Here is a 25,725-nt window from a genome sequence, read left to right on the forward strand (position 1 = left end):
AAAAGACAGGCGCTCACTTCAGGTTGTCGCCTTCAATACTATACTTTTAATTTCAACGGCACTAATACTGCTGATTGGGGCGGTAACACTTTTAAACAATTATATTGTCAAGATGAAGGAGTACAAGAGAGAGACAGCAAACATTATGGAATATGCGGTCTCTCTTCTTGGCACGTCTTACCTTGAAAAAGCCTATAATTCAACAAAAAAGCTCTACAATGATCTTCCGGAAGAAATCGCAAAGGATCAGTTTTCAGAAGAGTATATTGACTATTTTTTGGAACTGATAGATGAGGACTTCTGGAATGCCTATGACAGTCTTGTTCTTATAAGGGAAAAGGATAAACTAGCCAGCCTGGACTTTATTTTTCTTGATCAGGAAAGGAAACGGGCTGTTTATGTAATTGATGGCTCCGATATTGAAGAGGCGTATATACCGGGGCAGTGGCTTTCTGAAGAAGACAATGGCATAGATACACCGGAGCAGATGGATAAAGTGGCATCATCAAAGTATAAGATTTATGTGGGATACGGAGATGTAAGTGGATGGATAGCCACTAATTATCTAAAAGTATATGATGCAAATGGAGAATTTCTTGGCTACTGTACCTGCGATATAAATGTCACAGACTTCATCAAGGACCTGATTGTGGAAGCTATTGTCTACATCCTGATCTGTATGCTCCTGATCGCCATTGTGGCATATAGGGTAAGCTGTATCATGAGGAAAAAGATGATCATCCCCATTAATACTCTTGCCATGGCAGCTGAGGAATATACAAAAAGAGATAAAGCTGTCGAGGATGAGGACAAGCTGTTTTTTGAAGGGCTTAACATCCATACAAATGATGAGATAGAAACGCTATATCATTCACTTGCTGATATGGAGCTGGACATAAAAGAAACTATGGGGCGCATAAGAATGATGACTGCGGAGAAAGAGAAAGCCGCAGCTGAGATGGATCTGGCAGCCAGGATTCAGGTCAGCATGCTTCCCGGCAACTTTCCGCTGTTTCCTGACCATAGCGAATTTGATATCTATGCGTCTATGGACCCTGCCAAGGAAGTTGGCGGAGATTTCTATGATGCATTTCTTATTGATCCGACGCATCTTTGCCTTGTTATAGCAGATGTGTCCGGAAAGGGTGTTCCTGCAGCACTTTTCATGGTGATATCCAAAACCGTTATAAAGCATAGAGCCCGTATGGGCGGTAGCCCTTCGGAAATAATTGAAGATGTTAATAAAACACTGTGCGAGGGTAACAGCGAGATGATGTTTGTTACGGTCTGGCTGGCTATTCTTGATATTACTACCGGAGAAATGATATCGGTTAACGCAGGGCATGAGAACCCTGTTCTGATGCGAAAAAACGGCGAATGCGAACTGATAAAAACGGTGCACGGTATGGTTCTTGGCGCTGTGCCCGGTTTAAAGTATGAGAATGAGTATTGTAATCTGAGCGAAGGAGACAGATTTTTTGTATATACAGACGGACTTCCCGAAGCCACAAACAGTCAGGATGAAAGGCTGACAGAGCCCGTAATGTTTGAGATCATCCAAAAACACAGTGCTGACGATAACAGAATGTTACTGCAGAATATACGCAGTGACGTAGATTCTTTTGTAAAAGATGCTCCTCAATTTGATGATCTTACTATGCTGGTTATTGAATATAAAGGAAAAAGTGCAGGAGATAATTAATGCTGGAACATAGCCAATTAGACAATCTTCATAGGAGTTTAAATGCATCAGCAATCAGCCGTCAGCAGAATATTTCAGAACACAATCCGGTGCCTGAGCGCAAGGAGCAGGCGGTGCACAATGATCAGGTCGATCTGAATAAGATTGAAACTGAGATAAAAAAGGTCGTGTCTGACCATAAGCGAATGGCAAACTTTCAGAAGGTGATTGCCTGCGCTTTGCTTTATCAGCAGGCAACAAGCGAGGAAGAAAGAACAGAAAGCCTGCTTGCTATCCGTCAGAGCGCCGCAGATTATCTGCTTCGGAGAAAAACATCTTCCAGCCCTGAAAGAAAGGCTTTGTGTGAGAGACTTATCAGCTATATCGATGAGTATGCAAGTCAGATCAATATTTCAGTATCCCGCGATTTATCTTATATGACAGGAAATCGACATCTGACCACTGATGAGATCAATAATGAGCTCTCTCTGGCCCACGACCTTGTTAGCGATAAACCTCTGGGAGAAATAACGAAAGAGCGCAGAGAACGCTTTAAGCAGAAACTTGCTGATGTTAAGCTTACCCGGGGATATCTTAAGGACATAGAGAAATATAAGAACAAAAAGAAAGAGTTCCTTAAACAAAAGAGTGAAGCAGAGGGCCTTGTCGACGGAGTGAACGAACGCTACGATAACTGCCTGACGGATGCGATCCTTTGGTATGCAAGAGCTAATAACCTCAAGGATGAGGCTATGGCTACGATGCTCTGCCGAATGAAGGCCGATGACAACAATGACGCTGAGGGTCAAACCGGGTTGCAGCTAAAGGTAAGACAGATAGAGACCATCCTTTTTGACATCATGTCCTGGGATATGTCGGATTTTACCTTTGCAAGGACAGATGATTTTCTCCACAGAAAGGAAAAAGGAGAGACCGAGAAAGAACATTTTCTAAAGCTATACAGCAAATTACAGGTGGCTAAACACGCAGATCTTCTTCTGGGAGAAGTGCTTCGTCTGGAAAAACGATTCGATACACCCCTGGATTTTTCAAAGAAGACTTTGGAGGAGATGAAGGTCAGAATAAAAATCTATAAGGAAATAGAAAAGGACTATTCTGAGCGACTGGCAATCATGTCCTCTCCTTATTATGCTCTTTTGGAAAAAGAAGATATAGATGGGGCCATGACCGAAATAAGTAATAACAAACTCCTTGCGCTGAAAGAGGAAAAGGAAATTCCGCTCTCCCATGTTAAACGAAAAGTCCCTGCTGAATTCTCTAAATACATCGATACACTTTTTCTTAAGAAGGAGCGTATGGATGAAACAAAGATCAGTGACTATTTTACGAGACATTCAGATCTTGAGGGTGCTATCGAATATCATCTCAAAAAGAAGGATATATATACAAAGGAGAGAAAGAGCAGACTTACCCGGGAAGGTAATGAAGTACGAAAAGCTCTCGCTCAGGATGTCTTAGAGTTAAAGCAGTATAAAGAAGGCGGAGAGGCTGTTCAAAAGAATAAGGCTGAAAATATAAAGCCTCAGGTTGAAAGACAGAATATCGATAATTCCATGCGCGCAGTTCAGGGACGTTCTTTTGTTCCTGTAGAAAGACCAAACAGCAGAATAGGCCTTTGGGGGAAACTCAAGAACTATGGTATGGCCGGCGCAAGATGGATGATCGGTGCAACTGTCGGCCTTGTCGGGTCTATTGTCGGCAAGGCAATTGCGGCACCCAAACAGCTCAAGGAAAAGGAGAGAGCAGCCGGCGCCCAGAAGAAGCGGATACATGGTTTTGTTCCCGGAACCAAAGATGAGAGGTTTGCGGATGAGCACATTACAGACAGTGACGATGAAGAAAATCTTCTTTTTGATTTTAGAAGATTCCCTCTTATCTGGGAAAAAATGACTGCGGGAAATCCGGAGAGCCCACCGGAGGTGACCATAATGACAGCGCAGTCTATGAGAGGCAAAAGAGGTGCTAATATCTGGGCAGGCATGGGCCATGCCATGATAGGTCTGTCCTATAGCCGGTATAACAAAGCTACAAAGCGGAAGGAGAGATATTGCCTCAAAATGGGCTTTTACCCGGGCGGAGGACTTTCGAAAGTTAACCATCTGATGATGGCATCCGGTGCTCTTATGCAGGGGCAGATTCGGAATGATTACAATCATGATTTTGATATTGCCAGAAAGTATAAGGTAAAGACCGGCGATATAAACAGGATCCTTAAGGCAACGGAGACCTATGCAGACGGAGGCTACGGTTATTATAAGAGAAACTGCGCCACTTATGTGACGGATATGGCAAAGCTTGCAAACCTTCCTATTGCCGGCGATATAGAAAAAGAGATAATTGACTTTACAGGTGTTGTCTCCAATGGGCTCAATATAGCTGTGGGAGCTAACGGCTTTGGAAAAAATATTGCCGCAAATGATATAGCTGATAAATTCCAAAAGACTGATATTTCCTATGAGAATTTCGGTCAGAAGATGACTACCAAGGAAGATCTCGACCGCTATTATGATACTGTTGATGGCGCGGATCTGGTACGTAAGGGTTACTCGCCGGGAGCTATAGGAGAAGATCTTCGAGAAGCGGATAAGGGTGAACTGACGGCTAATTACTCAGAGCATTTCGAAATGGAGGATGTTCAGGAATTCCAAAATGTTTACAAGGATACAGGTGTTTTACTTGCTGAAGAGATAAGAAACAGAATAACAGAGCAGGAGGGCAGCTTAAAGAGTTACGATCAGTCAATATGTGAGATGCTTGCAAGCGGAAGCAGAATTGCAGATATAATAATGAAAAGCGGCAAAGGCGTTTCCGATGAGGCCAGAGCAAAACATAAAGAAATCAGTTCCAATATGAAGATGCTTAATGATTATTACGCCAAAAGGCTTAAGCAGGATCATCTCCTCAATGAATCATTTATGAAATACTTAAGTCTATGCGAGGTGGCGCTAAGTTTTCTGGATAATGCTTATACCAATAACATCGCTAATGATTATAAAGGTGAAGTAGGGACAGTTTTAGCAGATTATGAGGCGGATCATGAAATTGTTTATATATCCAAAGAGAATACCGAGTATACAGTAAGTATCAGTCCGCAGATATTTATGGGCTATCTTAAGATGGGCAAGACACCGACGCAGATTGTTACTGAGGGTGCTGAATATGTAAGGATAAATAATATACCTGAAGATGAGAGGACTTCCGAGGATAACAAAATGTTCAGTAAGCTTGAAAGGGAGCTTACTACTGCCACAGCCTTTGGAAAAGCCAGCATGTTTAACCTGTATAAAGAAGAATTTACAGACAAGGACCTGGACTTCGCATTTTCAGAACTTTGCAAGCTGGAAGAAAAGAAAGAAGAGGGAGAAAGGCTTATGGGAACATTTTTCTTAGAGAAGCGTCCCTCTTATGCATATCAGGCAGTGATTCTTGAGAAGGTTATCTCGGGGCTTAGCAGCTTGAATTATCCCAAAGAAAGCAGCGATGAACAGAAAATATCGCAGATCGATGCTTTCATTTCTTCAAAAATGAGTGAAAAGAGTGAATTAATGAAGAAAATCCTGGCTGCTTATGCCAAAGGAAATGAAGAAAAATCACCTCATATTATCGCAGATTCATTTGTGCAGGATAGCCTGATAGTGTATATAAAGTCTGCATTGAAGGAAGCAGGGTATCGGAAAAGGGATATCGATGGAATATGCCTTTTTATTACCAGGATGACTCAAACAATGCAATGGATTGAAAGTGCAGTCAGTTCAGAGAGGAATAGCTGATGAATACTGTGATTTACAGTCAGATCACCGAAAAAAATCTTGAAGAATATGAACCTCTTATTCTTCCTATGGTCGTGGAAGAACTTAAACAGCAAAGAAATTTTGAGGAAAACTATCTGGCTTTGGCAGCCGATGACAAAGATGGGGCTGTGGGAGCATTGGTGGCTGAACTCGAGGATAACGGAGACATCAGCCTGCTCAGCGTTTGGACCGATGAGGAACACAGAAGGGAAGGAATCGCTTCAGGGCTTCTGCAAAAGATGACCGAGGTAGCAAGAGCTCTTTATGACTGGGAGGATAGTCAATACGGAGATGATATTCTGTTAAAGGTTATGTACTGCCTGGAGGATGAGTATCGGGAAGTGTTTGAGGAGTGGCTTCGCAAAAATGACTTCACGGATTTCCTCGTAATGAGGGACAAATCCCAAAACAGGCCGGAAATATGCGGTGCAACCGCTGAGATACATTTTTTCAGATATTGAATATCGCTAAGTCAGGGAACAATATCTTTCTTGACACTGCAACATAGAAAAGGTAATATTAATATGTTGTAAAATTGTATATGGGTAGGCCATTTTGAGGCTTGATATACAAAATATTGTACAATGAAAATTGAATAAGGAGGTGCTCCTGTAATGATCGGTTATGTTATTGCAGTAGTAGTAACTCTTGTCATTTCTGCTCTTGCAACTTGGGTTTTAGCCACCAATTACCACAAAAAGGTAACAGAGGGCAAAATCGGAAGTGCTGAGGAAAGGGCAAGAAAGATTATTGACGAGGCCCTCAAAACTGCGGAAGATACGAAGCGTGAGAAACTTCTTGAAGCTAAAGAAGAAGCCATGAAAACACGTAACGACCTTGAGAAAGAAGTCAAGGATCGTCGTAACGAGGTTCAGCGTTCCGAACGTAGAGTTCAGCAGAAAGAGGAGAACGTCGAGAAGAGATCGGAAGCGATCGAGAGGAAAGAGCAGAGCTTGAATGCCCGTGAAGAGGCAATCAACAAGAAGAGTGAAGAGGTTGCGAAGCTTAACGAACAGAGAGTACAGGAACTGGAGAAAATCTCTGGCTTAACCTCCGAGCAGGCAAAAGAGTATCTTTTAAAGATCGTAGAAGATGATGTGAAGCATGAATCAGCTGTCATGATCAAGAACATGGAAGCTGAGGCTAAGGAAGAAGCAGATAAGAGAGCCAAGGAAATCGTTGTTAACGCAATTCAGCGTTGTGCAGCGGATCACGTTTCCGAGACAACAATATCTGTAGTTCAGCTGCCTAATGATGAGATGAAAGGTCGAATCATTGGCAGAGAGGGAAGAAACATCAGAACCCTTGAGACAATGACCGGTGTTGATCTTATTATCGATGACACACCGGAAGCTGTGGTTATATCCGGATTTGATCCTATCCGACGTGAAGTAGCACGTATAGCTCTTGAGAAGCTTATCGTGGACGGACGTATCCATCCCGCAAGAATTGAAGAGATGGTGGAGAAGGCACAGAAAGAAGTAGCTGCCAAGATCAAAGAGGAAGGTGAGAACGCTGCTATCGAGGCAGGTGTTCACGGACTCCATCCTGAAGTAGTTAAGATTCTCGGTAGAATGAAATTCAGAACCAGTTATGGACAGAACTGCCTTAAGCATTCTGTTGAGGTTGCTCAGCTGTGCGGACTTCTGGCATCAGAGCTTGGACTCGATGTTAGAGTTGCTAAGAGAGCAGGTCTCTTACATGATATTGGTAAGGCTGTAGATCATGAACTTGAAGGCTCACATATTCAGCTTGGTGTTGAGATATGTAAGAAGTACAAGGAATCACAGACAGTTATCAATGCGGTAGAAGCTCACCACGGTGATGTTGAACCCCAGTCTCTTATTGCTGTACTGGTACAGGCTGCTGATACAATTTCTTCAGCAAGACCCGGCGCAAGAAGAGAAACACTTGAAACCTACACATCCAGACTTAAAGAACTCGAGGATATCACTAATAGCTTTAAGGGTGTTGATCACTCATTTGCTATTCAGGCCGGCAGAGAAGTCAGAGTAATGGTTGTTCCTGAGCAGGTATCTGATGAAGACATGGTGCTCATGGCTCGTGATATTGCCAAGAAGATTGAGGACGAGATGGAATATCCCGGACAGATCAAGGTTAATATCATCAGAGAGAGCAGAGCAACAGATTATGCTAAGTAATCAGGCTGCATCGTATTAAATTGAAAATGTAGTGGAGAGGCTATCCGTAAGGATGGCCTCTTTTAAAGTTCAGGGGATTTTACCGGGAGGAGTGGAGTCAGAGGGTATATGCGTAGCAATAAAAAAATAATCATCGCATGCGGTATAACTATAGCAATTCTGGCATTAGTATTTTTGTCACAGATCGTGAAGAATCGCGGCGGTCTCAATGTGAAATGTGAAGTGGATTATCCCGTGTCTGAAAACATGGTTCATTATCGCCAGGATGATGACAGATGGAAGACAATACATCTGGGAGAATCCAAATACACAATGGAGTCATCAGGCTGTATAACTACCTGTATAGCTTCCGCAATTTCCGAGAGCAGTGGGGCATTATCTCCCGGAGGAGTGGCTACTCTTTTATCTGAAAACGGAGTGTTTGATGCTGCCGGAAATATGCAGTGGGGAGCTCTTGATAAGCTTCCCGGCTTTAATGCGGAAGTTTACAGTGACCTGGATTCAGAATATATAGACGAATGCCTTTCCCAGGGGAGGTATCCTATAGTGAAGATCCATAGGAAATCCCTTTTTAGTTATCATCATTTTGTGTTGATCATAGGCGCAGAAAACGGGGAATATATCTGTATGGATCCGCTTAAAGATACGTATACTACATTAAAAGACTATAGCAACAGAATTTATTCTGTAAGATGCGTCTGGTATGAACCATGATCTGAGTTATAAGTGATCATGACTTATATGAAGAGTGATATATTTTATCTGATTAAACTCTTGCATATTTTGGTTGCGTACAATACAATTAACATATTAAGACTAATGCACGGGGGTGTACTATGCACGAATCAGGTGAAGATTATATCGAGACCATATACCTTTTGAAGAAGAAAAAGGGTGTGGTACGATCAATTGATGTGGCCAATGAACTTGAGTTTTCAAGGCCCAGTGTATCAAGAGCTGTGGGCATTCTCAAGGAGAATGGCCTTATTACCATGGAAGCAGACGGTGAGCTCAATCTTACAGCTGAGGGACTTAAGGTTGCCAAGGCTGTTTACGCCAAGCACACCAATCTGACCAAGTTCCTTATGATGACAGCAGGGGTCAATGAGACAATAGCTGAGGCTGATGCCTGCAGGATTGAGCATATCATAAGCCCTGAGACCTTCAAGGGAATCAAGAAGTATATCAAGGAACACGAAGAGAAGTAAATACAAGTAAATGCTGCGCCACTGCTCTTGCGGTGGCGTGTTTATTAGTGAGGTTTTATGTTACCGGAAATATTTAAAGAGAGAATGAAAAGTTCTTTGTCACAGGAAGAATACCAGCAGTTTTTGGACAGTTTTGATGATGACGCAAGGTATCATGCCTTAAGGATCAATACATTTAAGGCTGATAAGTCTGTTCTCAACAAATTTCCTACTGCCAAAGAAGAGGTGCCCTGGGAAGAGAATGGATATTATTATGAGACCAGTGATACTCCGGGCAAGCACCCTTATCATGAAGCGGGATTATATTACATTCAGGAACCCAGCGCTATGGCACCGGTTCATTTCCTTGCTCCAAGGCCCGGAGAGAAGATTCTTGACCTGTGCGCTGCCCCCGGCGGCAAATCCACTCAGATAGCCGTTGCCATGAAGGGAGAGGGGATACTTGTAACTAATGAGATCAACAGAGATAGAGCTAAGATATTATCTCTTAACATAGAGCGTCTTGGTATAAATAATGCGCTTGTAACCAACGAGACGCCTAAGCATCTGTCAGAAGTTTTTGAAGGATACTTTGAAAAAATCCTTGTGGATGCTCCCTGTTCAGGAGAAGGAATGTTCAGGAAAAATGAAGAGGCCTTTTCCGAGTGGAGTCTCGAAAATGTCAAACTCTGTGCCGAGAGACAGGCAGAAATTCTGGATTGTGCCGAAAAAATGCTGCTTCCGGGCGGGACTCTTGTTTATTCCACCTGTACTTTTTCTGTAGAAGAAAATGAGAACACTATACTTCAGTTTATCAGAAAGCACCCAGATTTCCATGTGGTGACTGTACCGCTTGTGGGCGGAATGGAGGCAGGAAGGCCTGAATGGACTGATGCTGACGATATTGAAGCCAATGAGATAGGAAAGAGCGTAAGACTCTGGCCCCACAAGGTAAAAGGCGAGGGGCATTTCCTGTGCGTTCTAAAGAGGGACGGAGAGCTTACTTCTTCAGATTTAAGTAGATACGTTCCGGGAGGCAGGGTAAAAGAAGCGTCAAAGGCCGAGAAAAAAATATTTGAGGAGTTCGCAAAAGAGACTCTGGTGAACCCTGATGATCTTAAGGGAACAATATTTATGTTCGGAGATCAGATGTATCTGGCTCCTGAAAACATGCCTTCACCAAATGGACTTAAGGTAATGCGCCCGGGACTTCACCTGGGAACCTTGAAAAAAGATAGGTTCGAGCCCTCCCATGCGCTGGCACTTGCTCTTAGGAAAGATGAAGTACAGGCCTATGTGGATTTTGAGGCAGAAGCTCCTGAAATAGATGCATATTTGAATGGACAGACCCTGAGGGGCCTTGATAAAAAGGAAAAAGGCTGGCGTCTTATCCTGGTGGACGGCTATAGTATAGGCTGGGCCAAGGCTGCAGGCGGAATGTTAAAGAACCATTATCCCAAGGGACTAAGGATCAACCTATGATAAGAAAAACTTCCGGAAAACTGAGTTTGATCTTAGCGGTGGTAATTGCAGCAGGCACCTTGGGAGCCTGTGGTGAATCCGGGGGAACTCCTGTATCATCGCAAGGGTATTCAAGTTCTGCTTTTGAAAAGATAGAAGATGTTCAGACTGACAGTAGCAGGCTTGGAACTACAGAAGAGACCGAAAGCGATGACATAGAAACGCAGCTGATTCTTGGAGATGAGCGCTTTGAGCAGTATATTCCAATGCTTGAGGGAAAGAGAGTCGCTCTTTTTTCCAATCAGTCAGGAATCGTAGGAGATGAGTGTTCTTTCGACTACGATGCATTAGGTGAAGGAGCTGATCTCATTCACTTCGGCAAGGATGATAAGGGGAATGATGTGACCTATGGGGAACATGTCCTGGATGCTCTTATACGGCAGAATGTTGATGTGGCCTGCGTTTTATCCCCGGAGCACGGCTTTAGAGGTACCAGTGACGCCGGAGAAGGCGTGGATGATTCAATTGACCCGGCTACAGGAGTTCCGCTTCTTTCTCTGTATGAGGATAATCGCAGCAAGGCGGTTTCTGAAGATGCGTTAGAGACATTTGATGTACTTGTGGTTGATATCCAGGATGTGGGACTCAGATTCTATACATATTACATCACAATGTTTGATCTTATGGACGCCTGCTCAGAGCATGGCAAATCGGTGATAATTCTTGACAGGCCCAATCCCAACGGCTTTTTGGTTGACGGACCGATCCTTCAGAATGAGCTTATTTCCAACGTGGGAAGACTTCCGATCCCGGTTGCTCATGGTATGACGCTGGGGGAGTTGGCACTTATGATTAATGGTGAAGGATGGCTACAGGCAGGGAAGGACTCCTGTGATCTTACGGTGATCACCTGTCTTGGCTATGATCATAACACAATGCATTATCTGATCAAGCCGCCATCTCCAAATCTTAAGGATATGAGAGCGGTGTACCTGTATCCTTCCACGTGCCTCTTTGAGAATACTGTTGTATCTGTGGGAAGAGGGACGGAGTACCCTTTTGAAACTTATGGAAGTCCATACCTTGCTGATATGAAAGAATACGATTATAATTTTATACCTGTGTCTATGGAAGGTGCCGTGAGCCCCATGTACCAGGATAAAACATGCTATGGCAGGGATCTGCGGACAATACCTCTTTCGGATATCCGGAATAACGGATTAAACTTAAGCTACCTGATAGATGCTTATAATGCGATAAATGAAAGCAGCTGTGAAGCAGTCTTTTGGGGCCCAAAATATAACGACGGGCATTACTGGATCGATTATCTTATGGGGACGGATAATGTCAGGCTCATGATAGAGGACGGCAAAAGTGCTGAAAAAATCAAGGCTTCCTGGAAGGAGGAACTTGATGACTTTAAAGAGAAGAGAAGGCAGTATCTGCTATACACCGATTTTGAATAAAAGAGGATTTTATGAAAAAGCTATTGGTTTATCTAAAAGATTACAGAAAGGAAGCTACGCTTGGACCTCTGTTCAAGCTTCTTGAGGCTTCCTTTGAACTGATGGTGCCGCTTGTTATAGCGGCTCTCATCGATAAGGGAATCACCGGTGGAGACAAGTCCTATATCATCAGGATGTGTCTTGTTCTGGTGCTTCTTTGTTTTGTTGGATTTGTAAGTGCCATTACAGCGCAGTATTTTGCGGCGAAAGCAGCTTCAGGCTTTGCTGCCAAGGTTAAGAGCGCACTGTTCGAGAATATCCAGAAGCTATCTTTTTCCGATATGGACAGAGTTGGAACTTCTGCAATGATCACAAGGATGACCAGTGACGTCAACCAGGTTCAGCAGGGAGTCAACCTTACTATCAGACTTCTTCTGAGATCTCCCTTTGTGGTATTCGGCGCAATGGCCATGGCATTTACAATTGATGTTCGTCAGGCTTTGATTTTTCTGGTAACGATCATACTTCTTTTTGCTGTTGTTGGATTTATCATGACCTGGAGTATCCCAAGATACGGTAAGATCCAGAGCGGCCTTGATGCGCTTCTTGGCCTCACAAGAGAGAATCACACCGGCGTCAGAGTTATCAGAGCCTTCGGAATGGAAGAGAAGGAGAAGGCTAATTTCAGGGACAAAAATAATGCTCTTTTAAATCTGCAGGAATTCGTCGGAAGGGTGACGGCTCTTATGAATCCCGTTACCTATGCGATACTTAATCTTGCGGTTGTTTATCTTATCTACAGAGGCGCTATCTATGTTAACTCAGGAGCTCTTACCCAGGGCCAGATCGTGGCACTCTATAATTACATGTCACAGATTCTTGTTGAGCTTATCAAGTTTGCCAATCTTGTACTTACCGTGACCAAGGCCATTGCCTCCGGTAACAGAGTTCAGGAGCTTCTTGAACTTAAGTCTTCAATGGTGGACGGAAGCGAGAGAAGCTTTGATACCACCGAGGATCACGTAGTATTTAATGATGTCAGTATGAGATATCAGGGAGACAGCGAGGATTCCCTTGAAAATATCACCCTTACAGTTAAGAGAGGCGAGAGGATAGGCGTTATCGGAGGAACCGGTAGCGGTAAGTCCACCTTTATCAATCTGATTCCCAGATTCTATGACGTTTCCAAGGGAAGCGTTGTTATTGATGGCAAAAATGTCAAGGAATACAGTCTTGAGGCCCTTAGGGAGCGTATTGGAATTGTTCCTCAGAAGGCCGTTCTTTTCCATGGCAGTATAAGAGACAATATCAGATGGGGAAAAAATGATGCCACCGACGAGGAAATCTATGAGGCACTTAGAATTGCTCAGGCAGAAGAAATTGTAAAGGGCAAGGACAAAGAGCTTGATTACATGGTGGCGCAGGGAGGAAAGAACTTCTCCGGCGGACAGAAGCAGCGCCTTACCATCGCAAGGGCTCTTGTAAGAAAGCCTGAGATCCTGATTCTGGATGACAGCGCATCGGCTCTTGATTATCTCACTGACAAGAATCTTCGTGAAGCTATTGCAAAAATGGATAATGCGCCTACAACTTTTATTGTTTCTCAGCGCACCTCCTCTGTACTTAACTGCGATAAGATAATAGTTCTTGATAACGGTAAGGCTGCGGGTATCGGAACTCATGAGGAGCTTCTTGCAAGCTGCGAGCTATATAAGGAAATCTACGATTCACAGTATAAGAAGGAGGGCGCGGTATGAAAAAGGGAACGCTTAAAAAAGTACTGAAATATGCCGGCAAATACCGCCTGCTTATATTGTTGTCCATGGTTCTTGCTATCGTGACAGCGCTCCTTTCTCTCTATGTGCCTATTTTGGCAGGTAACGCAATAGACTGTATTGTCGGTGCCGGAGCCGTTGACTTTGGTAAGATTACTACAATACTGATAAGAATGGTGATCGCCATCGCAATTATCGCTGTTTGTCAGTGGATAATGAACCAGACAAATAATAAGATAACTTTCCAGGTTGTAAGGGATGTTAGAAAAGAAGCTTTTGACAAGCTTCAGATCCTGCCCTTTGAATACATTGATTCCAAGCAGACAGGAGATATCGTAAGCAGGATAATCTCTGATGTTGACCTTTTTGCGGATGGCCTTCTTATGGGCTTTACACAGCTGTTTACAGGAATTGTGACTATTGTGGGAACCCTTGTATTCATGTTCTATCTGAATTACAGGATCGCTATTGTTGTAGTTGTTCTTACTCCGCTGTCTTTGTTTATTGCCAAGTTTATTGCGGATAAGTCCTTTAAGCTTTTCAAAGAACAGAGCCAGTCCCGTGCTGATCAGACCGCATTTGTGGACGAGATGATAGGGAATCTCTCCGTTGTTAAGGCTTTTGCTCATGAAGATGAGAACATGGAAGTGTTTGATGAGGTCAATGAGAGACTCAGGAAGACCAGTATAATGGCCACCTTTATCTCATCCCTTACCAACCCCAGCACCAGATGCGTCAACAATCTGGTATATGCAGCGGTCGCACTGTTCGGAGCTTTTGCTTGCATTGCGGGAGGCATGACTGTTGGTGGACTTACAATTTTCCTTAGCTACGCCAATCAGTACACCAAGCCCTTCAATGAGATATCCGGCGTGGTAACTGAGCTTCAGAATGCCCTGGCATGCGCTGAGAGAGTATTTGCTATTATCGAGGAGAAACCTGAGGTGTCTGATGATGCCAATGCGCCTATGAATTTCTTACCTGAGGGAGAGGTTACTTTTTCTGACGTGGCGTTCTCTTATGATAAGTCCAAAGAACTTATAGGAGATCTTGATCTTAATGTGAAAAAGGGCCAGAGAGTAGCTATTGTTGGTCCTACCGGAAGTGGTAAGACTACACTTATCAATCTTCTCATGAGATTCTATGACGTAGATAACGGCAGCATCTCTATTGACGGTCATGATATCAGAACCCTTAAGAGAAAGGATCTTCGCGACAGCTTTGGAATGGTGCTTCAGGAGACCTGGCTTAGAAGCGGGACTATCAGGGATAATATTACTCTTGGAAGAGAAGGCTTTACCGATGAGCAGATTATTGAAGCAGCCAAGGCTTCTCACGCCCACAGTTTTATAAAAAGGCTTCCGGAAGGATATGATACTGTTATCACTGAGAACGGAGGGAACCTGTCACAGGGACAGAAGCAGCTTTTGTGCATAACCAGAGTAATGCTGAATATTCCTCCTATGCTGATCCTCGATGAGGCAACTTCTTCAATTGATACCAGCACTGAGATCAGGATTCAGAAGGCCTTCAACAAGATGATGAAGGGAAGGACCAGCTTCATTGTTGCCCACAGACTTTCGACCATAAGAGAGGCCGATGTGATCCTGGTAATGAAGGACGGACATATCCTTGAGCAGGGCAACCACGAGCAGCTTCTTGAGAAAAAGGGCTTTTACTATGAGCTTTATAACAGCCAGTTCGCTTAAGATATTACGAAATCTTTTAAAAAATGTAGAAATAATGCGTTCAGATGCGTTAATATGAAATAAGACGGTTTATTAAAAAGTAGTTTACGTTTCACGAGGAAATATAATGGGATATAAAATGGATAACAACAGACCTGTACTGGTAATGGGACACAAGAATCCCGACACGGATTCCATTTGCGCCGCCATTACCTACGCCAAGCTTAAGCGTGAGATTACAGGAGGAGATTATATTGCGGCCAGAGCAGGACACCTTAACGAAGAGACTCAGTTTGTATTGTCTCATTTCGATGTACCGGTGCCGGCTTATATCAAGGACGTAAGAACTCAGGTAAGAGATATGGAGATACGTATGCTTGACGGTTCTCCTGCCAATCTGTCTCTTAAGAACGCCTGGGCCAAAATGAGAGATGCCAATGTTGTGACCTTGTGTGTTACGGAAGGAGATCATCTTTCAGGTATCGTTACAACCAACGATATAGTTGAGACCTACATGGATGTTATCGATCCGAGGATCCTGTCAGAAGCAGGAACATGCTACAGGAACATTGTTGAGACCCTTGACGGTGAGCTTATCGTGGGAGATATCGATGATGTTCTTACCAAGGGTAAGGTTGTAATTGCGGCAGCTAACCCTGATATGATGGAGAATGTTATTGAAGAAGGCGATGTTGTCATACTTGGAAACAGATATGACATGCAGCTGTGTGCTATCGAAATGAATGCCGGCTGTATCATAGTCTGCGAGGGCGCTAATGTTGCCAAGACCATTCAGATCCAGGCACAGGAGCACGGAGCCAAGATCATCAAGACTCCACATGACACCTTCATTGTAGCAAGACTCATTAACCAGAGTATGCCAATCCGGCATGTTATGAAAAAGGATAAGCTGGTGAGCTTCCATATGGATGACTTCATAGAGGATATTCAGGAAGTAATGGCATCCATGAGACACAGATACTTCCCGGTACTTGATAAGAACGATCATTACATCGGAATGATCAGCCGAAGAAACTTCCTGGGAGCCAAGAAGAAACAGCTTATTCTTGTGGATCATAACGAGAAGAACCAGGCGGTTAACGGAGCTGATTCCGCAGATATATTGGAGATCATCGATCATCACAGACTACGTACCATCGAGACCGCAGGCCCGGTTTTCTTCAGGAATCAGCCTCTGGGATCAACCTGTACCATTATTTATCTGATGTACAAGGAGTACGGCGTAGAGATTGATAAGACCACAGCAGGTCTGCTACTGGCAGCTATCCTGTCAGATACGCTGATGTTCAGATCTCCCACCTGTACCAAGATTGACAAGAAAGCGGGAGAAGAGCTTGCAGCCATAGCCGAGATAGATTTTGAAGCCTTTGCAAAAGAGATGTTCCACGCAGGTTCCAACCTTAGTGGCAAGACTGCCAAGGAAATCCTTCATCAGGACTTCAAGAAGTTTACCGTTGATGATATGACCATAGGAATCGGTCAGATCAATTCCATGAGTGCCGAGGAGCTGGTTGAGATCAAAGATAAGATAATGCCGGAGCTTTCCAAGGTAGCTTCCGATGATGGATTGGATATGCTTTTCTTCATGCTGACCAATATCATAGAGGAGTCTTCTGAAGTGGTATATGCCGGCAACAAGGCTGAGCATACACTCGGAAGTGCCTTTGGAATAACCGTAAGCGGTGGAAGTGCCAGACTTGCGGGAGTTGTATCCCGTAAGAAACAGCTCCTTCCCGCAATAGTTGAAACAATACAACAATAAAAGATGAGAGGGCAAGTGTATGGAAGAACTGCGCAGGATTCTTCTTCACGAGATTATTGGGGTATATGGGCCTAAGTACGGCCAGGGAATTGGGACGGTTATAATCCCTGCTTTTTTGGGGGATTTTAAGACTGTCTTGGAAAAAAGCAATTCCGCGGATGAAGTGTCCGAGGAATATATGACTGAGGATAAAAAGGTGCACCTTATTCTGAGCGGCAGAAGGGTTATGGGTGCCAAGGGAATGAATCTTGAGGTCACAGGCTGTAATTTCAATGACAGAGAGATTTTTTATAATAATGACCTTGAGAGGGTTCTTTTATGAATGAACAGTTTTCAAGAACGGCAATGCTCCTTGGTGAAGAGGGAATAAATAAGCTCTCGGACTCCAAGGTGCTTGTTTTTGGCGTGGGCGGAGTCGGCGGATTTGTTGTCGAAGGCCTGGCCAGAGCAGGAGTGGGACATATTGATATTGTGGACAACGATTCAGTCTGCCTCTCTAACTTAAACAGGCAGATCATTGCCCTTCACAGCACTGTAGGCATGGACAAAGCGGATGTCTGCAGAAATAGGATTAAGGATATCAATCCGGAGTGCGAAGTGAATGTTTTCAAATGCTTTTACCTTCCGGAGACTGCTGATCAATTCGATTTTGCCGCCTATGACTATGTGATAGACGCAATTGATACTGTCACTGCCAAGATTGATATCATCGTTAAATGCACTGAGGCCGGAATTCCGGTTCTTAGTTCCATGGGTACAGGCAACAAGCTTGATCCCACCCAGATAGAAGTTACGGATATCTACAAGACCGAGATGGATCCCCTTGCCAAGGTAATGCGAAGGGAACTGAAGAAAAGAGGAGTAAGAAAGCTAAAGGTTGTCTATTCCGGGGAAAAGGCTCTTAAGCCCGATTATTCCTTTGACAGTGAGAAAGAAGAAACGCTTGCAGACAATGAACAGTCAGGTTCCACAGGAAGAAAAAAGCTTCCTCCCGGAAGTGTATCCTTTGTTCCTTCAGTGGCAGGCCTGGTGATCGCATCCGAAGTTATTAAGGATATTTTGGGAATCAAAAAGTAAAAGGACGGAACAGTATTTTGGATAATAAGGATCTGACATGGAAGCTTCAGAATGCACAGCATCTTGCCCAGGATGAATGGATAGATTTCAGAGCCTGTGATTATGAGCTTCCCAATGGAGAAATCATAGGACCTGTCTACAATTTTTCCAAACACAGCTTTTCAATAATCGTGGCCAGGGATGAACAGGGAAGATTTATCTGTGTGCGCCAGTACAGGCATGGTATCGATGAGGTTACCACTGAGTTTCCTGCAGGTGCGATAGAGTATAAGGATAAGAGTGATGTTCCTTATATTACTTTTGACAACATCATTGCTACAGAAGATGATGCATTTGAAACAGCAAGAAGAGAACTCAAGGAGGAGACAGGATACGTTTCCGATAACTGGAAGCATCTGATGACAGCTCCCTCCAATGCAACCCTGTCTAACAGCAATGTCCATATTTATGCTGCCGAGACCTGCCACAAGGTCACCGGGCAGGAGCTTGATGATACAGAGTTTTTAAATGTGGAGCTTATAGACGAGGAAGAACTTGTTAAAAGGATTTATGTCGGAGACTTTAAGCAGACGATTCATATGCTGGCCTATTTTTTGTACAAGAATGCATAAATAGGGCAATTACTTCCATTTTTTACTTGAATATACAGTGGCGCTGTGATAAACTGAATAGGCTGTATGTTGATACAGCCTTTCTTAATTTCATATTCAGCCGGCATGTCGGAATGGCAGACGATGCAGACTCAAAATCTGTTGTGGGTAACCACGTGTGGGTTCAAGTCCCACTGCCGGCACTGATCATTTCAGCTAACACATCCATTTTGGATGTGTTTTTTTGTTGCACAAGACCGGCAAGCGAATGGATGCTTGCATACAAATTCATTTGCCGGTTGGATATATTTATAAAATTTTTGTAAACTAAGCCGTCAATACAAGAACGTTTAAACGATTAATCCCAGTCCCTGAGCGGGTTTGAAAACATTTATAAAAATTTGATAAACTGAAATTAAATTATCAATAAACAGAGTATTGCTGCACATTTGTTACAATATTTGGTTTATAATATAAGTATGCTTGTGCATCTGTACGCATATTGATTTTCACTACGTAAATATGTCTGCAAAGACATACTGTAACGGATTAATTTCTCACAATAATTGATTGGGGGGGACTATCTTCATGGCTAATAGTCAGCTATATCCTTTCGAGCGAAATCGTTATTATCCCGGAAAAATGTTAACAACTGCAGACTTCCAGGCAGAACAGAGCTACCACATGAATAAGCAGCGCTTTATGAGCAGCCTTATGTATGGGGCCGGTATTATCTGCGGCTGTAACGTTGTCAATCTTGATGACTTGTCTATCCTTGTGGAGAGCGGTGTCGTTATAGACGGAACCGGAAGAGAGATAATAATTGATTCTTCTTTGGTTAAGAAGCTGTCGGCTATAGAAGGATTTGAGCAGCTCCATACCGATACAGCCTGCCTTTGTGTGCGCTACAAGGAGAAGGATATTCATTCGGTATATGCGGTAAGCCATAAGGAGTCCGATCAGGAGTATGAGTACAACCGTATAAGTGAGGGCTTTGAGCTGTTCCTTGTTGATAAAGAAGATTATAACGAGGGTATAGAATTTGAAACCGAATTTCTGCAGTCGGAGACCCTGTTCAGAACTTCAAACTACGAAGGAAGTATAGTGATTCCCACAATTGCCTGCAAGGGTAAAAATGTGAGAGCACTTCTGAAGATAAAGAAGCTGTCTAATCAGGAGGTGAAAGTATCCTATAAGGGAATACTTGATATCCCTTCATTTACATCTCCTGAGGGGACTGAGCAGATAGACATCTCAGTGGACGAAGTGGATCTGGCGCAAGGAACTGTTTTCACCAAAGAATTCTGGATGACAGCCCAGAAACACACAGGAATCGAGACAAACATAATCCTGCGAAGCGGCAGTGCTTCAGCCTTTGAAAATGATAAGGCAATCAGTGTTGAGAACAGCTTCGCCATGAAGATAAGGCTTTCGGAAGAGACACCCCAGGCACTTATAGGAAGAGAACTGGGAAGACTGAGTCTTGAAATGAGACAGGCCATGACCAGAGATAATATCAAACTGGCGGAGGTTGATCTTCTTAGAACCGACAGCGCCTATGTTATAGAGGCCATAAGAGAGCCTGTTACCAATCAGTACATTGATGTTCCTGCCCAGAATGCCATCAGAAACAGGTACATGGAATTCTTTGTAAAGGATGTGGATATCGCAGAAAAGAGATCTGCAGATATCCCGGCATCATATCAGATACCTCTTGCTGCTCCTGCCGCCAGTGAACTTAAAAATGTCGCTACCGGCGTGCTGGAGATACCTCTCGGAAGAGATGCCAAGGCAGGAGATATAAGATATTCAGGCGAAATAACCCATGGACTTGGAAATGGAAATGTATTTGTTTCCATCGGTTATGAATATCTTTCTCAGGATCAGACCCTGGGAGCCAGCGCTAAGAGCACTGTATACGGAAATCCTGAACTCTTCAGCAGACAGGCGCAGCAGCTTGTTGACGCTGAGACGGCAGTCAGAGTTCTTAATGACAAGGGAAGCTTTGTTGTAGCAGCAAGACTCCTTCACGATGTGGACTTCTTGGTTCTCACCTACAGGTGGGTTGCCATCAAGTTCCCTAACGGCAAAGAGCTTGATGCTGAGGACTATTACGGAAAGACCATTACAGCCAAGACGCCTACTGTTGTAATGAGACCCAGAGAGAATTATTACTTTGGAGTACAGTTCAACAACATGGATCCCGTCAGCATTACTTATGAGCTTACAGCTCCCGGAAGCGGAGAAGTCTCCGTGGACGGTGTATATACGGCTCCTGCCAAGGAGGGTGTATATGAAATCAGAATATATTGTTCGGATATGCCCATGGTATGTACCTACGCCTATGCCATCGTTAAATCAACAGCTACAGAAGAGGATGCAGGCAGCATAGCCGAGCAGGAAAAAGAACCTATAGTTAAAATACCGGATCTCAAACTCTGATGGGGGCTTTCTGATGATTTATGAATCAGGAACAATGCGGCTTCTGCCGGTGACAACTAAAAGTGTGGGAGAAGTGAATGACTGCTATATATGCAGGGATTTATCTTCTTCCGGGGGAACACTTTATACGGTAATTGTTGTCCATCAGCACGATATCGTGCGGAAGATCTTGGAGCTGTTCAAACTCTCCTCAAGAAAGGGAGAGGGAGCTCTGATAGAAGACTTCTCAGTGGGGGACGGACATGCACTTATTTTTCCGTATCACCGGGAAAGACCGTTACTGGATTTTTATGAGGGGAAATCACTTTCTTTGGCACAGTGTGAGGAGATATGCATAAATACTATCCTCGCATGTATCACATCTGATCTCCCGTATCCAATTTTATATTTGCTTATCAAAGGCGGACAGATAAACCTGGCCGCCGACAGATCCGTTTATCTGAGTTATGAAATGGACCTGTCACTACTGGATGAGAGCATAGGCGAAAGGGACTGCACTTCGGAGTGCGCTTCCATACTTTTGACACTTCTTAGCCCCAAGGCGGGACAGAAGGCCACAAGCTACTATCTTTTGGAAAAAAAGATTGCAAATTCCAGCTATGACAGATTCACGGATTTATACAGAGATATAACCATTGCTGCAGTGACCAAAAAGAAGATCACGCCCTGGTTTTTGATAAAGCTGTGGGTAAAAAGAAATTCCGACACCATTATCGGAATACTTTTCTGGATCAGCATTATCCTGGCAATTATCGCACTCAGCATTTTCCTTTCCAGACTTTTCCTTGGAGGAAATTCCTGGATAAGACTATTGTTTAACACCTTTAAACGAATCGGAACCGAAAGTCTCCTTCAATAAAGCAGAAGGAGTTTATTGATCATTATGTTCATTGATCAAAGACGTGAAGGATTGGAAGGAATCGGATGAGACTCAGAAACAGACTGATAATAATCTTATTTATTCTAAGCATAACCGCATCCATATTCATATTTACCTCCGTTGTAGAGAACAGGAGCGTGGATATGGATTATACCATTTTTTCCGACAGCGCCTTTGTTGATGATCACATCTACTATTCTCAGAACATGATCGACCAGGGACTATTGTTTGATATGTCCCAGAAAGGGGATGTGGCGAGAATCTTTTCCTCAAGAACCGTGGGAGAGGACAGGATATCTGCCATTTCCGTAAAGGGAGAAAACATCTACCTTGTTCTTGAGAGTTATTACCAAAAGGAAAACGAGCAGGACAATACCGTTGAAACAGGTACGATCTACAGGATTGTATGTCTTGACAGAAAGTTCAGGGTACAGAGCCTCACCGACAGATTTTTGATAGCTCAGGACGAAATATTATCGGGTTTTTCTGCCGAACAGAATGGTTTGTTCGTATCAATGATAAGGGAAGATGGATCCTATGTGAGGGTATACAGCATCAATCCATCGGTCCTTAGGCCAGAGGATCAGCTGACCGGTGAGTCCATCAAGGTTGACAGTGTTCGCAGCAAAAAATGTCCCGATGAGAACTTCTATGTGCAGGCTCAGTATGAGTACGGTCAGCTCTACACAAGAACTGATAAGGACGTACCTACGGGTATCTTTGCTGTTGACTCAAATATTGAGCATGCAGTCTCCACCATGAGACTGACGATGGGGCAGCTTCTGTCTCTGTACAGGACAGCTGTTATCTGGTATATAGCACTGCTTCTTATATGGTTGGTGCTTCTGATTCTTATTATCAAGCTTCTGACCGACAGAAACAGGATTTTTTATCTGGCAGTTGTAATAGAAACCGTGCTGGCTCTTATCACCGGAATCGGAATAGTAACTGTGAACAGGCAATGGCAGGAGGCAAGGCAGGCTGAGCACTCAAGATTTGCTGTCATATCACTTATAAGTTTGTCTGATTCTGCAGGACTCAATGAAACAGCCAATTTCTTTGTTCCGAATTTCTATAACTCAGAGTTTTATAAGAACCTTAAAAAGCATATCAGCAGCTTTATAAGGACAGAGGGAAACAACGAGATTTTTTACGATGTGCTGATAACAAGACTGTCCGACAATATGGTTGTTGCCAGCGCCAGCGGAAGAAACCTTCAGACCCTGACCAGCGTATACGGAGACAACGTCATCAACCTTGATTATGCAATATACAGAGGAAGCAAATATGCTGCGGAGGATATCATCCTGGAGGGACAGAGTTACAGAGCCGTAGCCATTTCCGAAGGTGTCGGAGGCAGCAATTACGCTATGGTTGCTATCATCAATGACAGCACTCAGGATTCCAATGTATGGGTTGACAACAGAGGCGCACTTTTGCTATTTGCTCTGTTTTTTGCCCTTGGAAGCGCTCTTGTTATGTTGATCCTATTTATACAGACCAGAGATTTAAGACAGCTGGAGCAGGCTATGGCAGATACAGCTCTGGGGCGTGTGATCCATGACAGACCGCAGGTTATCAGCAGAGACCTGAAGGAGATGTGGAGCTCCATATTTGAGATAAACAAGAGGGTGGAGGAGCTTCAGTACAGTAAGCTCAGAATCCTGGAAGCTTACTACAGATTTGCACCCAAAAACATTGAAAAAACACTTTCCAAGAAGTCCATTATCGAAGTAGAGAAGGGTGAGAATATCGTCACCGACGGAACTGTAGCAATGATGGCTCTCGGTGAATATCTCAGCGAGCCGGATCCTTCCAAGCTTGACAGAGTTCTTGCTTTTATTGGCGACTACCAGAAGGAACACGACAGTATAATAATCGGCAAAACTCCCGACATGTCCCAGATGGCTCTGTTATTCCTTCAAAAAGAAAAGGGCTGCGTGAACTTCTTTGTACAGCTTCTCAATAATAACATCAGGTTCCGCGGAAACAGGGATATGGATATTTCCGTAGTTCTTTTCTATGACAATTGTAAGTTCGGAATTCTCGGAAATGAAGATGAGGCTTCAACCTATCTCTACTTTGACAATAAGCCTGTGGTATCCAAGATTTCAGGCTTTATCAAGAACAAAAAGCTGGGACTTGTAATCACAGAGGAGGTCAAGAACAGAGAGAATGTCACATCACCTCTTCGTTTCATAGGATTTATGACCGGCGGCTGGAATGGAGAAAAGGTAAGACTCTATGAGGTACTGGATGCTTATCCCGCTGCCATCAGGAAGCAGAAGATAGCGACCCTCAAGAAGTTCCAGGATGCACTTGCCCAGTATTATGAAAAGGATTTCTATCTTTCAAGAACGAGCTTTTCGGAGATCCTTAAGGAAGCACCCGACGATCTTCTTGCTAAGTGGTATGTCTTTGAAAGCGACAGATATCTAAACGAGGTTGTAAGCGGTGACGAATACATGTACCTGCATAACAACTAAAGGGAGAGTTTAAATGGGTGGCAATGAACTGTTAAACATCCTGATACAGAGTATCAAGTCCAAACTGACGGGGCTTGTTACGAAGATAAGGCTATACACCAGCTGGGCCTATGTTAAGACCAGAATCGTAATAAAGATCAGAGATTTCTTTGTAAATCTCCTGGGAATCAAGCCGAGGAACAAGGAAGACTATTTCAATGTCGGAAGATGGATGCTGTCAAAAAGGCTCATCTATGCGGCAGTTATCATGATAGGAGTCCTGAGTATCTGGTATATATCTTCGGAAACAACGCTTTTTAAGAACTTTTCACAGGATGGAATTAAGACCTACAAATACAATTCATTAAGACTGCGTACCGCCAAGGGACATGTGAAAATAACCGGTAAATCCGGATATCTGGCCTATGACGGAAATGTGGAAAACGGCTATGCCAACGGCGAGGGAGTTCTTTACAACCCGGCCGGAAATGCGGTCTATATAGGAACCTTTGAACAGAATGACTACGAGGGCTACGGAACAGAGAATTATCCCACAGGAAGCCTTCATTATATAGGCGATTTTCATGACTGCTACTACGAAGGTAAGGGCACTCTGTACAGAGAAAACGGGACCAGAGAATATTACGGAGATTTTTTCCAGGGAAAAAAGAATGGCACCGGAACCCTGTACGATGTGGGTGAAAATGAGATCTACAGCGGTAGCTTCTCGGCTGACAACATAGTTTACAGCGAGCTTCTTGGGAAAAATGCAACAGAAGTAAATGAATGCTACAAGGGCCACAGCACCCTGTATGTAGCTTCCGATGAATCGGTAGTTGTCATGGATGAGATCAATGCTCTCTACAGGGGAGTCGCAGATGAGGATGCTCTGGATGATGAGGTCAAGGTTGATTCCGTATATGTCCTTCAGAATTTTTTTAACATAGGAAACGAATCCATAGAGAGCATATCGGATCTTAAGGATGCGTTGGGAGAACCTATTTATCAGGGCAATTCCGAGGTGGTACTTCCGGAAGCTGTTGCCATCAATCTCCTTGGCAAGAAGAAAAATATTTTTCAGGGTCCCGTAAAAATGGATCTGGAGCAGACCTTTTCCGACGTGGCAGAGGTCAACAGCTTTGACAGAGATTATTCGGTTTATATCTACACCTTCCTAAGAGGCGAGATCGCATATTCTTTTGTTTGCAAAGAAAAATCAGAGTATTTTGAGTTCTACTATTTGTCCAATGCGAATGATGACGATGCTATGTAAAAAA

At 43.6% G+C, this 25,725-nt stretch carries 18 protein-coding genes and 1 tRNA gene; all 19 read left to right on the top strand.

Going from position 1 to position 25,725, the window contains the following annotated elements:
- Window positions 1–112 precede the first annotated feature (112 nt).
- The 19 genes from NXH67_RS10685 to NXH67_RS10775 all read left to right on the top strand — a co-directional run bounded on the left by NXH67_RS10685 (window position 113) and on the right by NXH67_RS10775 (window position 25,721).
- Window positions 113–1,702, top strand: a complete 1,590-nt coding sequence (locus NXH67_RS10685) for a PP2C family protein-serine/threonine phosphatase (RefSeq protein ID WP_272797372.1) — start codon at window positions 113–115, stop codon at window positions 1,700–1,702.
- Complete coding sequence (locus NXH67_RS10690) at window positions 1,702–5,472, top strand: hypothetical protein (protein WP_272797373.1); 3,771 nt, start codon at window positions 1,702–1,704, stop codon at window positions 5,470–5,472. Before NXH67_RS10685 ends, NXH67_RS10690 begins: the two co-directional genes overlap by 1 nt.
- On the top strand, window positions 5,472–5,954 hold the full coding sequence (locus NXH67_RS10695) for a GNAT family N-acetyltransferase (RefSeq protein ID WP_272797374.1): 483 nt from the start codon (window positions 5,472–5,474) through the stop codon (window positions 5,952–5,954). The genes NXH67_RS10690 and NXH67_RS10695 overlap by 1 nt, the downstream gene beginning before the upstream one ends.
- A gap of 153 nt (window positions 5,955–6,107) precedes the next feature.
- Entirely contained in the window at window positions 6,108–7,655 is a 1,548-nt protein-coding gene (rny, locus tag NXH67_RS10700) for a ribonuclease Y (protein WP_022776716.1), read from the top strand.
- Between the two features lie 108 nt (window positions 7,656–7,763).
- Window positions 7,764–8,369: a hypothetical protein gene (locus NXH67_RS10705; RefSeq protein ID WP_272797375.1), complete on the top strand. Its 606-nt coding sequence runs from the start codon at window positions 7,764–7,766 to the stop codon at window positions 8,367–8,369.
- A gap of 122 nt (window positions 8,370–8,491) precedes the next feature.
- Complete coding sequence (locus NXH67_RS10710) at window positions 8,492–8,863, top strand: metal-dependent transcriptional regulator (protein WP_022776714.1); 372 nt, start codon at window positions 8,492–8,494, stop codon at window positions 8,861–8,863.
- Between the two features lie 57 nt (window positions 8,864–8,920).
- Complete coding sequence (locus tag NXH67_RS10715) at window positions 8,921–10,324, top strand: RsmF rRNA methyltransferase first C-terminal domain-containing protein (RefSeq protein WP_272797376.1); 1,404 nt, start codon at window positions 8,921–8,923, stop codon at window positions 10,322–10,324.
- Complete coding sequence (locus NXH67_RS10720; protein ID WP_272797377.1) at window positions 10,321–11,769, top strand: exo-beta-N-acetylmuramidase NamZ family protein; 1,449 nt, start codon at window positions 10,321–10,323, stop codon at window positions 11,767–11,769. Before NXH67_RS10715 ends, NXH67_RS10720 begins: the two co-directional genes overlap by 4 nt.
- 11 nt (window positions 11,770–11,780) lie before the next feature.
- A complete protein-coding gene (locus NXH67_RS10725; protein ID WP_272797378.1) occupies window positions 11,781–13,505 on the top strand; it encodes an ABC transporter ATP-binding protein in 1,725 nt (574 codons plus the stop codon).
- Entirely contained in the window at window positions 13,502–15,232 is a 1,731-nt protein-coding gene (locus NXH67_RS10730; protein WP_272797379.1) for an ABC transporter ATP-binding protein, read from the top strand. The genes NXH67_RS10725 and NXH67_RS10730 overlap by 4 nt, the downstream gene beginning before the upstream one ends.
- Window positions 15,233–15,338: 106 nt before the next feature.
- A complete protein-coding gene (locus tag NXH67_RS10735; protein ID WP_022776709.1) occupies window positions 15,339–16,994 on the top strand; it encodes a putative manganese-dependent inorganic diphosphatase in 1,656 nt (551 codons plus the stop codon).
- Window positions 16,995–17,013: 19 nt separating this feature from the next.
- Window positions 17,014–17,316, top strand: a complete 303-nt coding sequence (locus NXH67_RS10740) for a hypothetical protein (RefSeq protein WP_022776708.1) — start codon at window positions 17,014–17,016, stop codon at window positions 17,314–17,316.
- Entirely contained in the window at window positions 17,313–18,071 is a 759-nt protein-coding gene (locus NXH67_RS10745) for a tRNA threonylcarbamoyladenosine dehydratase (protein ID WP_272797380.1), read from the top strand. Before NXH67_RS10740 ends, NXH67_RS10745 begins: the two co-directional genes overlap by 4 nt.
- Window positions 18,072–18,088: 17 nt before the next feature.
- Window positions 18,089–18,682, top strand: coding sequence for an NUDIX hydrolase (locus NXH67_RS10750; protein WP_272797381.1), 594 nt, complete (start codon window positions 18,089–18,091; stop codon window positions 18,680–18,682).
- A 99-nt stretch (window positions 18,683–18,781) separates the two neighbouring features.
- Window positions 18,782–18,864: transfer RNA gene (locus tag NXH67_RS10755), tRNA-Leu, on the top strand.
- A 385-nt stretch (window positions 18,865–19,249) separates the two neighbouring features.
- The gene (locus NXH67_RS10760; RefSeq protein WP_272797382.1) at window positions 19,250–21,103 is read left to right on the top strand and encodes a hypothetical protein; all 1,854 of its coding nucleotides are present in this window, start codon (window positions 19,250–19,252) and stop codon (window positions 21,101–21,103) included.
- A 13-nt stretch (window positions 21,104–21,116) separates the two neighbouring features.
- Entirely contained in the window at window positions 21,117–21,962 is an 846-nt protein-coding gene (locus NXH67_RS10765; protein ID WP_022776704.1) for a hypothetical protein, read from the top strand.
- Between the two features lie 65 nt (window positions 21,963–22,027).
- On the top strand, window positions 22,028–24,469 hold the full coding sequence (locus tag NXH67_RS10770) for a hypothetical protein (protein WP_272797383.1): 2,442 nt from the start codon (window positions 22,028–22,030) through the stop codon (window positions 24,467–24,469).
- 13 nt (window positions 24,470–24,482) lie between these two features.
- On the top strand, window positions 24,483–25,721 hold the full coding sequence (locus NXH67_RS10775) for a hypothetical protein (protein ID WP_022776702.1): 1,239 nt from the start codon (window positions 24,483–24,485) through the stop codon (window positions 25,719–25,721).
- The last annotated feature ends 4 nt before the right edge of the window (window positions 25,722–25,725 follow it).

The sequence above is a fragment of the Butyrivibrio sp. DSM 10294 genome (assembly GCF_028539135.1).
GTDB lineage: Bacteria > Bacillota > Clostridia > Lachnospirales > Lachnospiraceae > Butyrivibrio.

Coding starts and splice junctions, on each gene's coding strand:
- NXH67_RS10715 (WP_272797376.1), top strand. CDS start 8,921: ATGTTACCGGAAATATTTAAAGAGAGAATGAAAAGTTCTTTGTCACAG.
- NXH67_RS10690 (WP_272797373.1), top strand. CDS start 1,702: ATGCTGGAACATAGCCAATTAGACAATCTTCATAGGAGTTTAAATGCA.
- NXH67_RS10705 (WP_272797375.1), top strand. CDS start 7,764: ATGCGTAGCAATAAAAAAATAATCATCGCATGCGGTATAACTATAGCA.
- NXH67_RS10745 (WP_272797380.1), top strand. CDS start 17,313: ATGAATGAACAGTTTTCAAGAACGGCAATGCTCCTTGGTGAAGAGGGA.
- NXH67_RS10770 (WP_272797383.1), top strand. CDS start 22,028: ATGAGACTCAGAAACAGACTGATAATAATCTTATTTATTCTAAGCATA.
- NXH67_RS10735 (WP_022776709.1), top strand. CDS start 15,339: ATGGGATATAAAATGGATAACAACAGACCTGTACTGGTAATGGGACAC.
- NXH67_RS10720 (WP_272797377.1), top strand. CDS start 10,321: ATGATAAGAAAAACTTCCGGAAAACTGAGTTTGATCTTAGCGGTGGTA.
- NXH67_RS10725 (WP_272797378.1), top strand. CDS start 11,781: ATGAAAAAGCTATTGGTTTATCTAAAAGATTACAGAAAGGAAGCTACG.
- NXH67_RS10695 (WP_272797374.1), top strand. CDS start 5,472: ATGAATACTGTGATTTACAGTCAGATCACCGAAAAAAATCTTGAAGAA.
- NXH67_RS10730 (WP_272797379.1), top strand. CDS start 13,502: ATGAAAAAGGGAACGCTTAAAAAAGTACTGAAATATGCCGGCAAATAC.
- NXH67_RS10775 (WP_022776702.1), top strand. CDS start 24,483: ATGGGTGGCAATGAACTGTTAAACATCCTGATACAGAGTATCAAGTCC.
- NXH67_RS10765 (WP_022776704.1), top strand. CDS start 21,117: ATGATTTATGAATCAGGAACAATGCGGCTTCTGCCGGTGACAACTAAA.
- NXH67_RS10740 (WP_022776708.1), top strand. CDS start 17,014: ATGGAAGAACTGCGCAGGATTCTTCTTCACGAGATTATTGGGGTATAT.
- NXH67_RS10710 (WP_022776714.1), top strand. CDS start 8,492: ATGCACGAATCAGGTGAAGATTATATCGAGACCATATACCTTTTGAAG.
- NXH67_RS10685 (WP_272797372.1), top strand. CDS start 113: ATGAAGGAGTACAAGAGAGAGACAGCAAACATTATGGAATATGCGGTC.
- rny (WP_022776716.1), top strand. CDS start 6,108: ATGATCGGTTATGTTATTGCAGTAGTAGTAACTCTTGTCATTTCTGCT.
- NXH67_RS10760 (WP_272797382.1), top strand. CDS start 19,250: ATGGCTAATAGTCAGCTATATCCTTTCGAGCGAAATCGTTATTATCCC.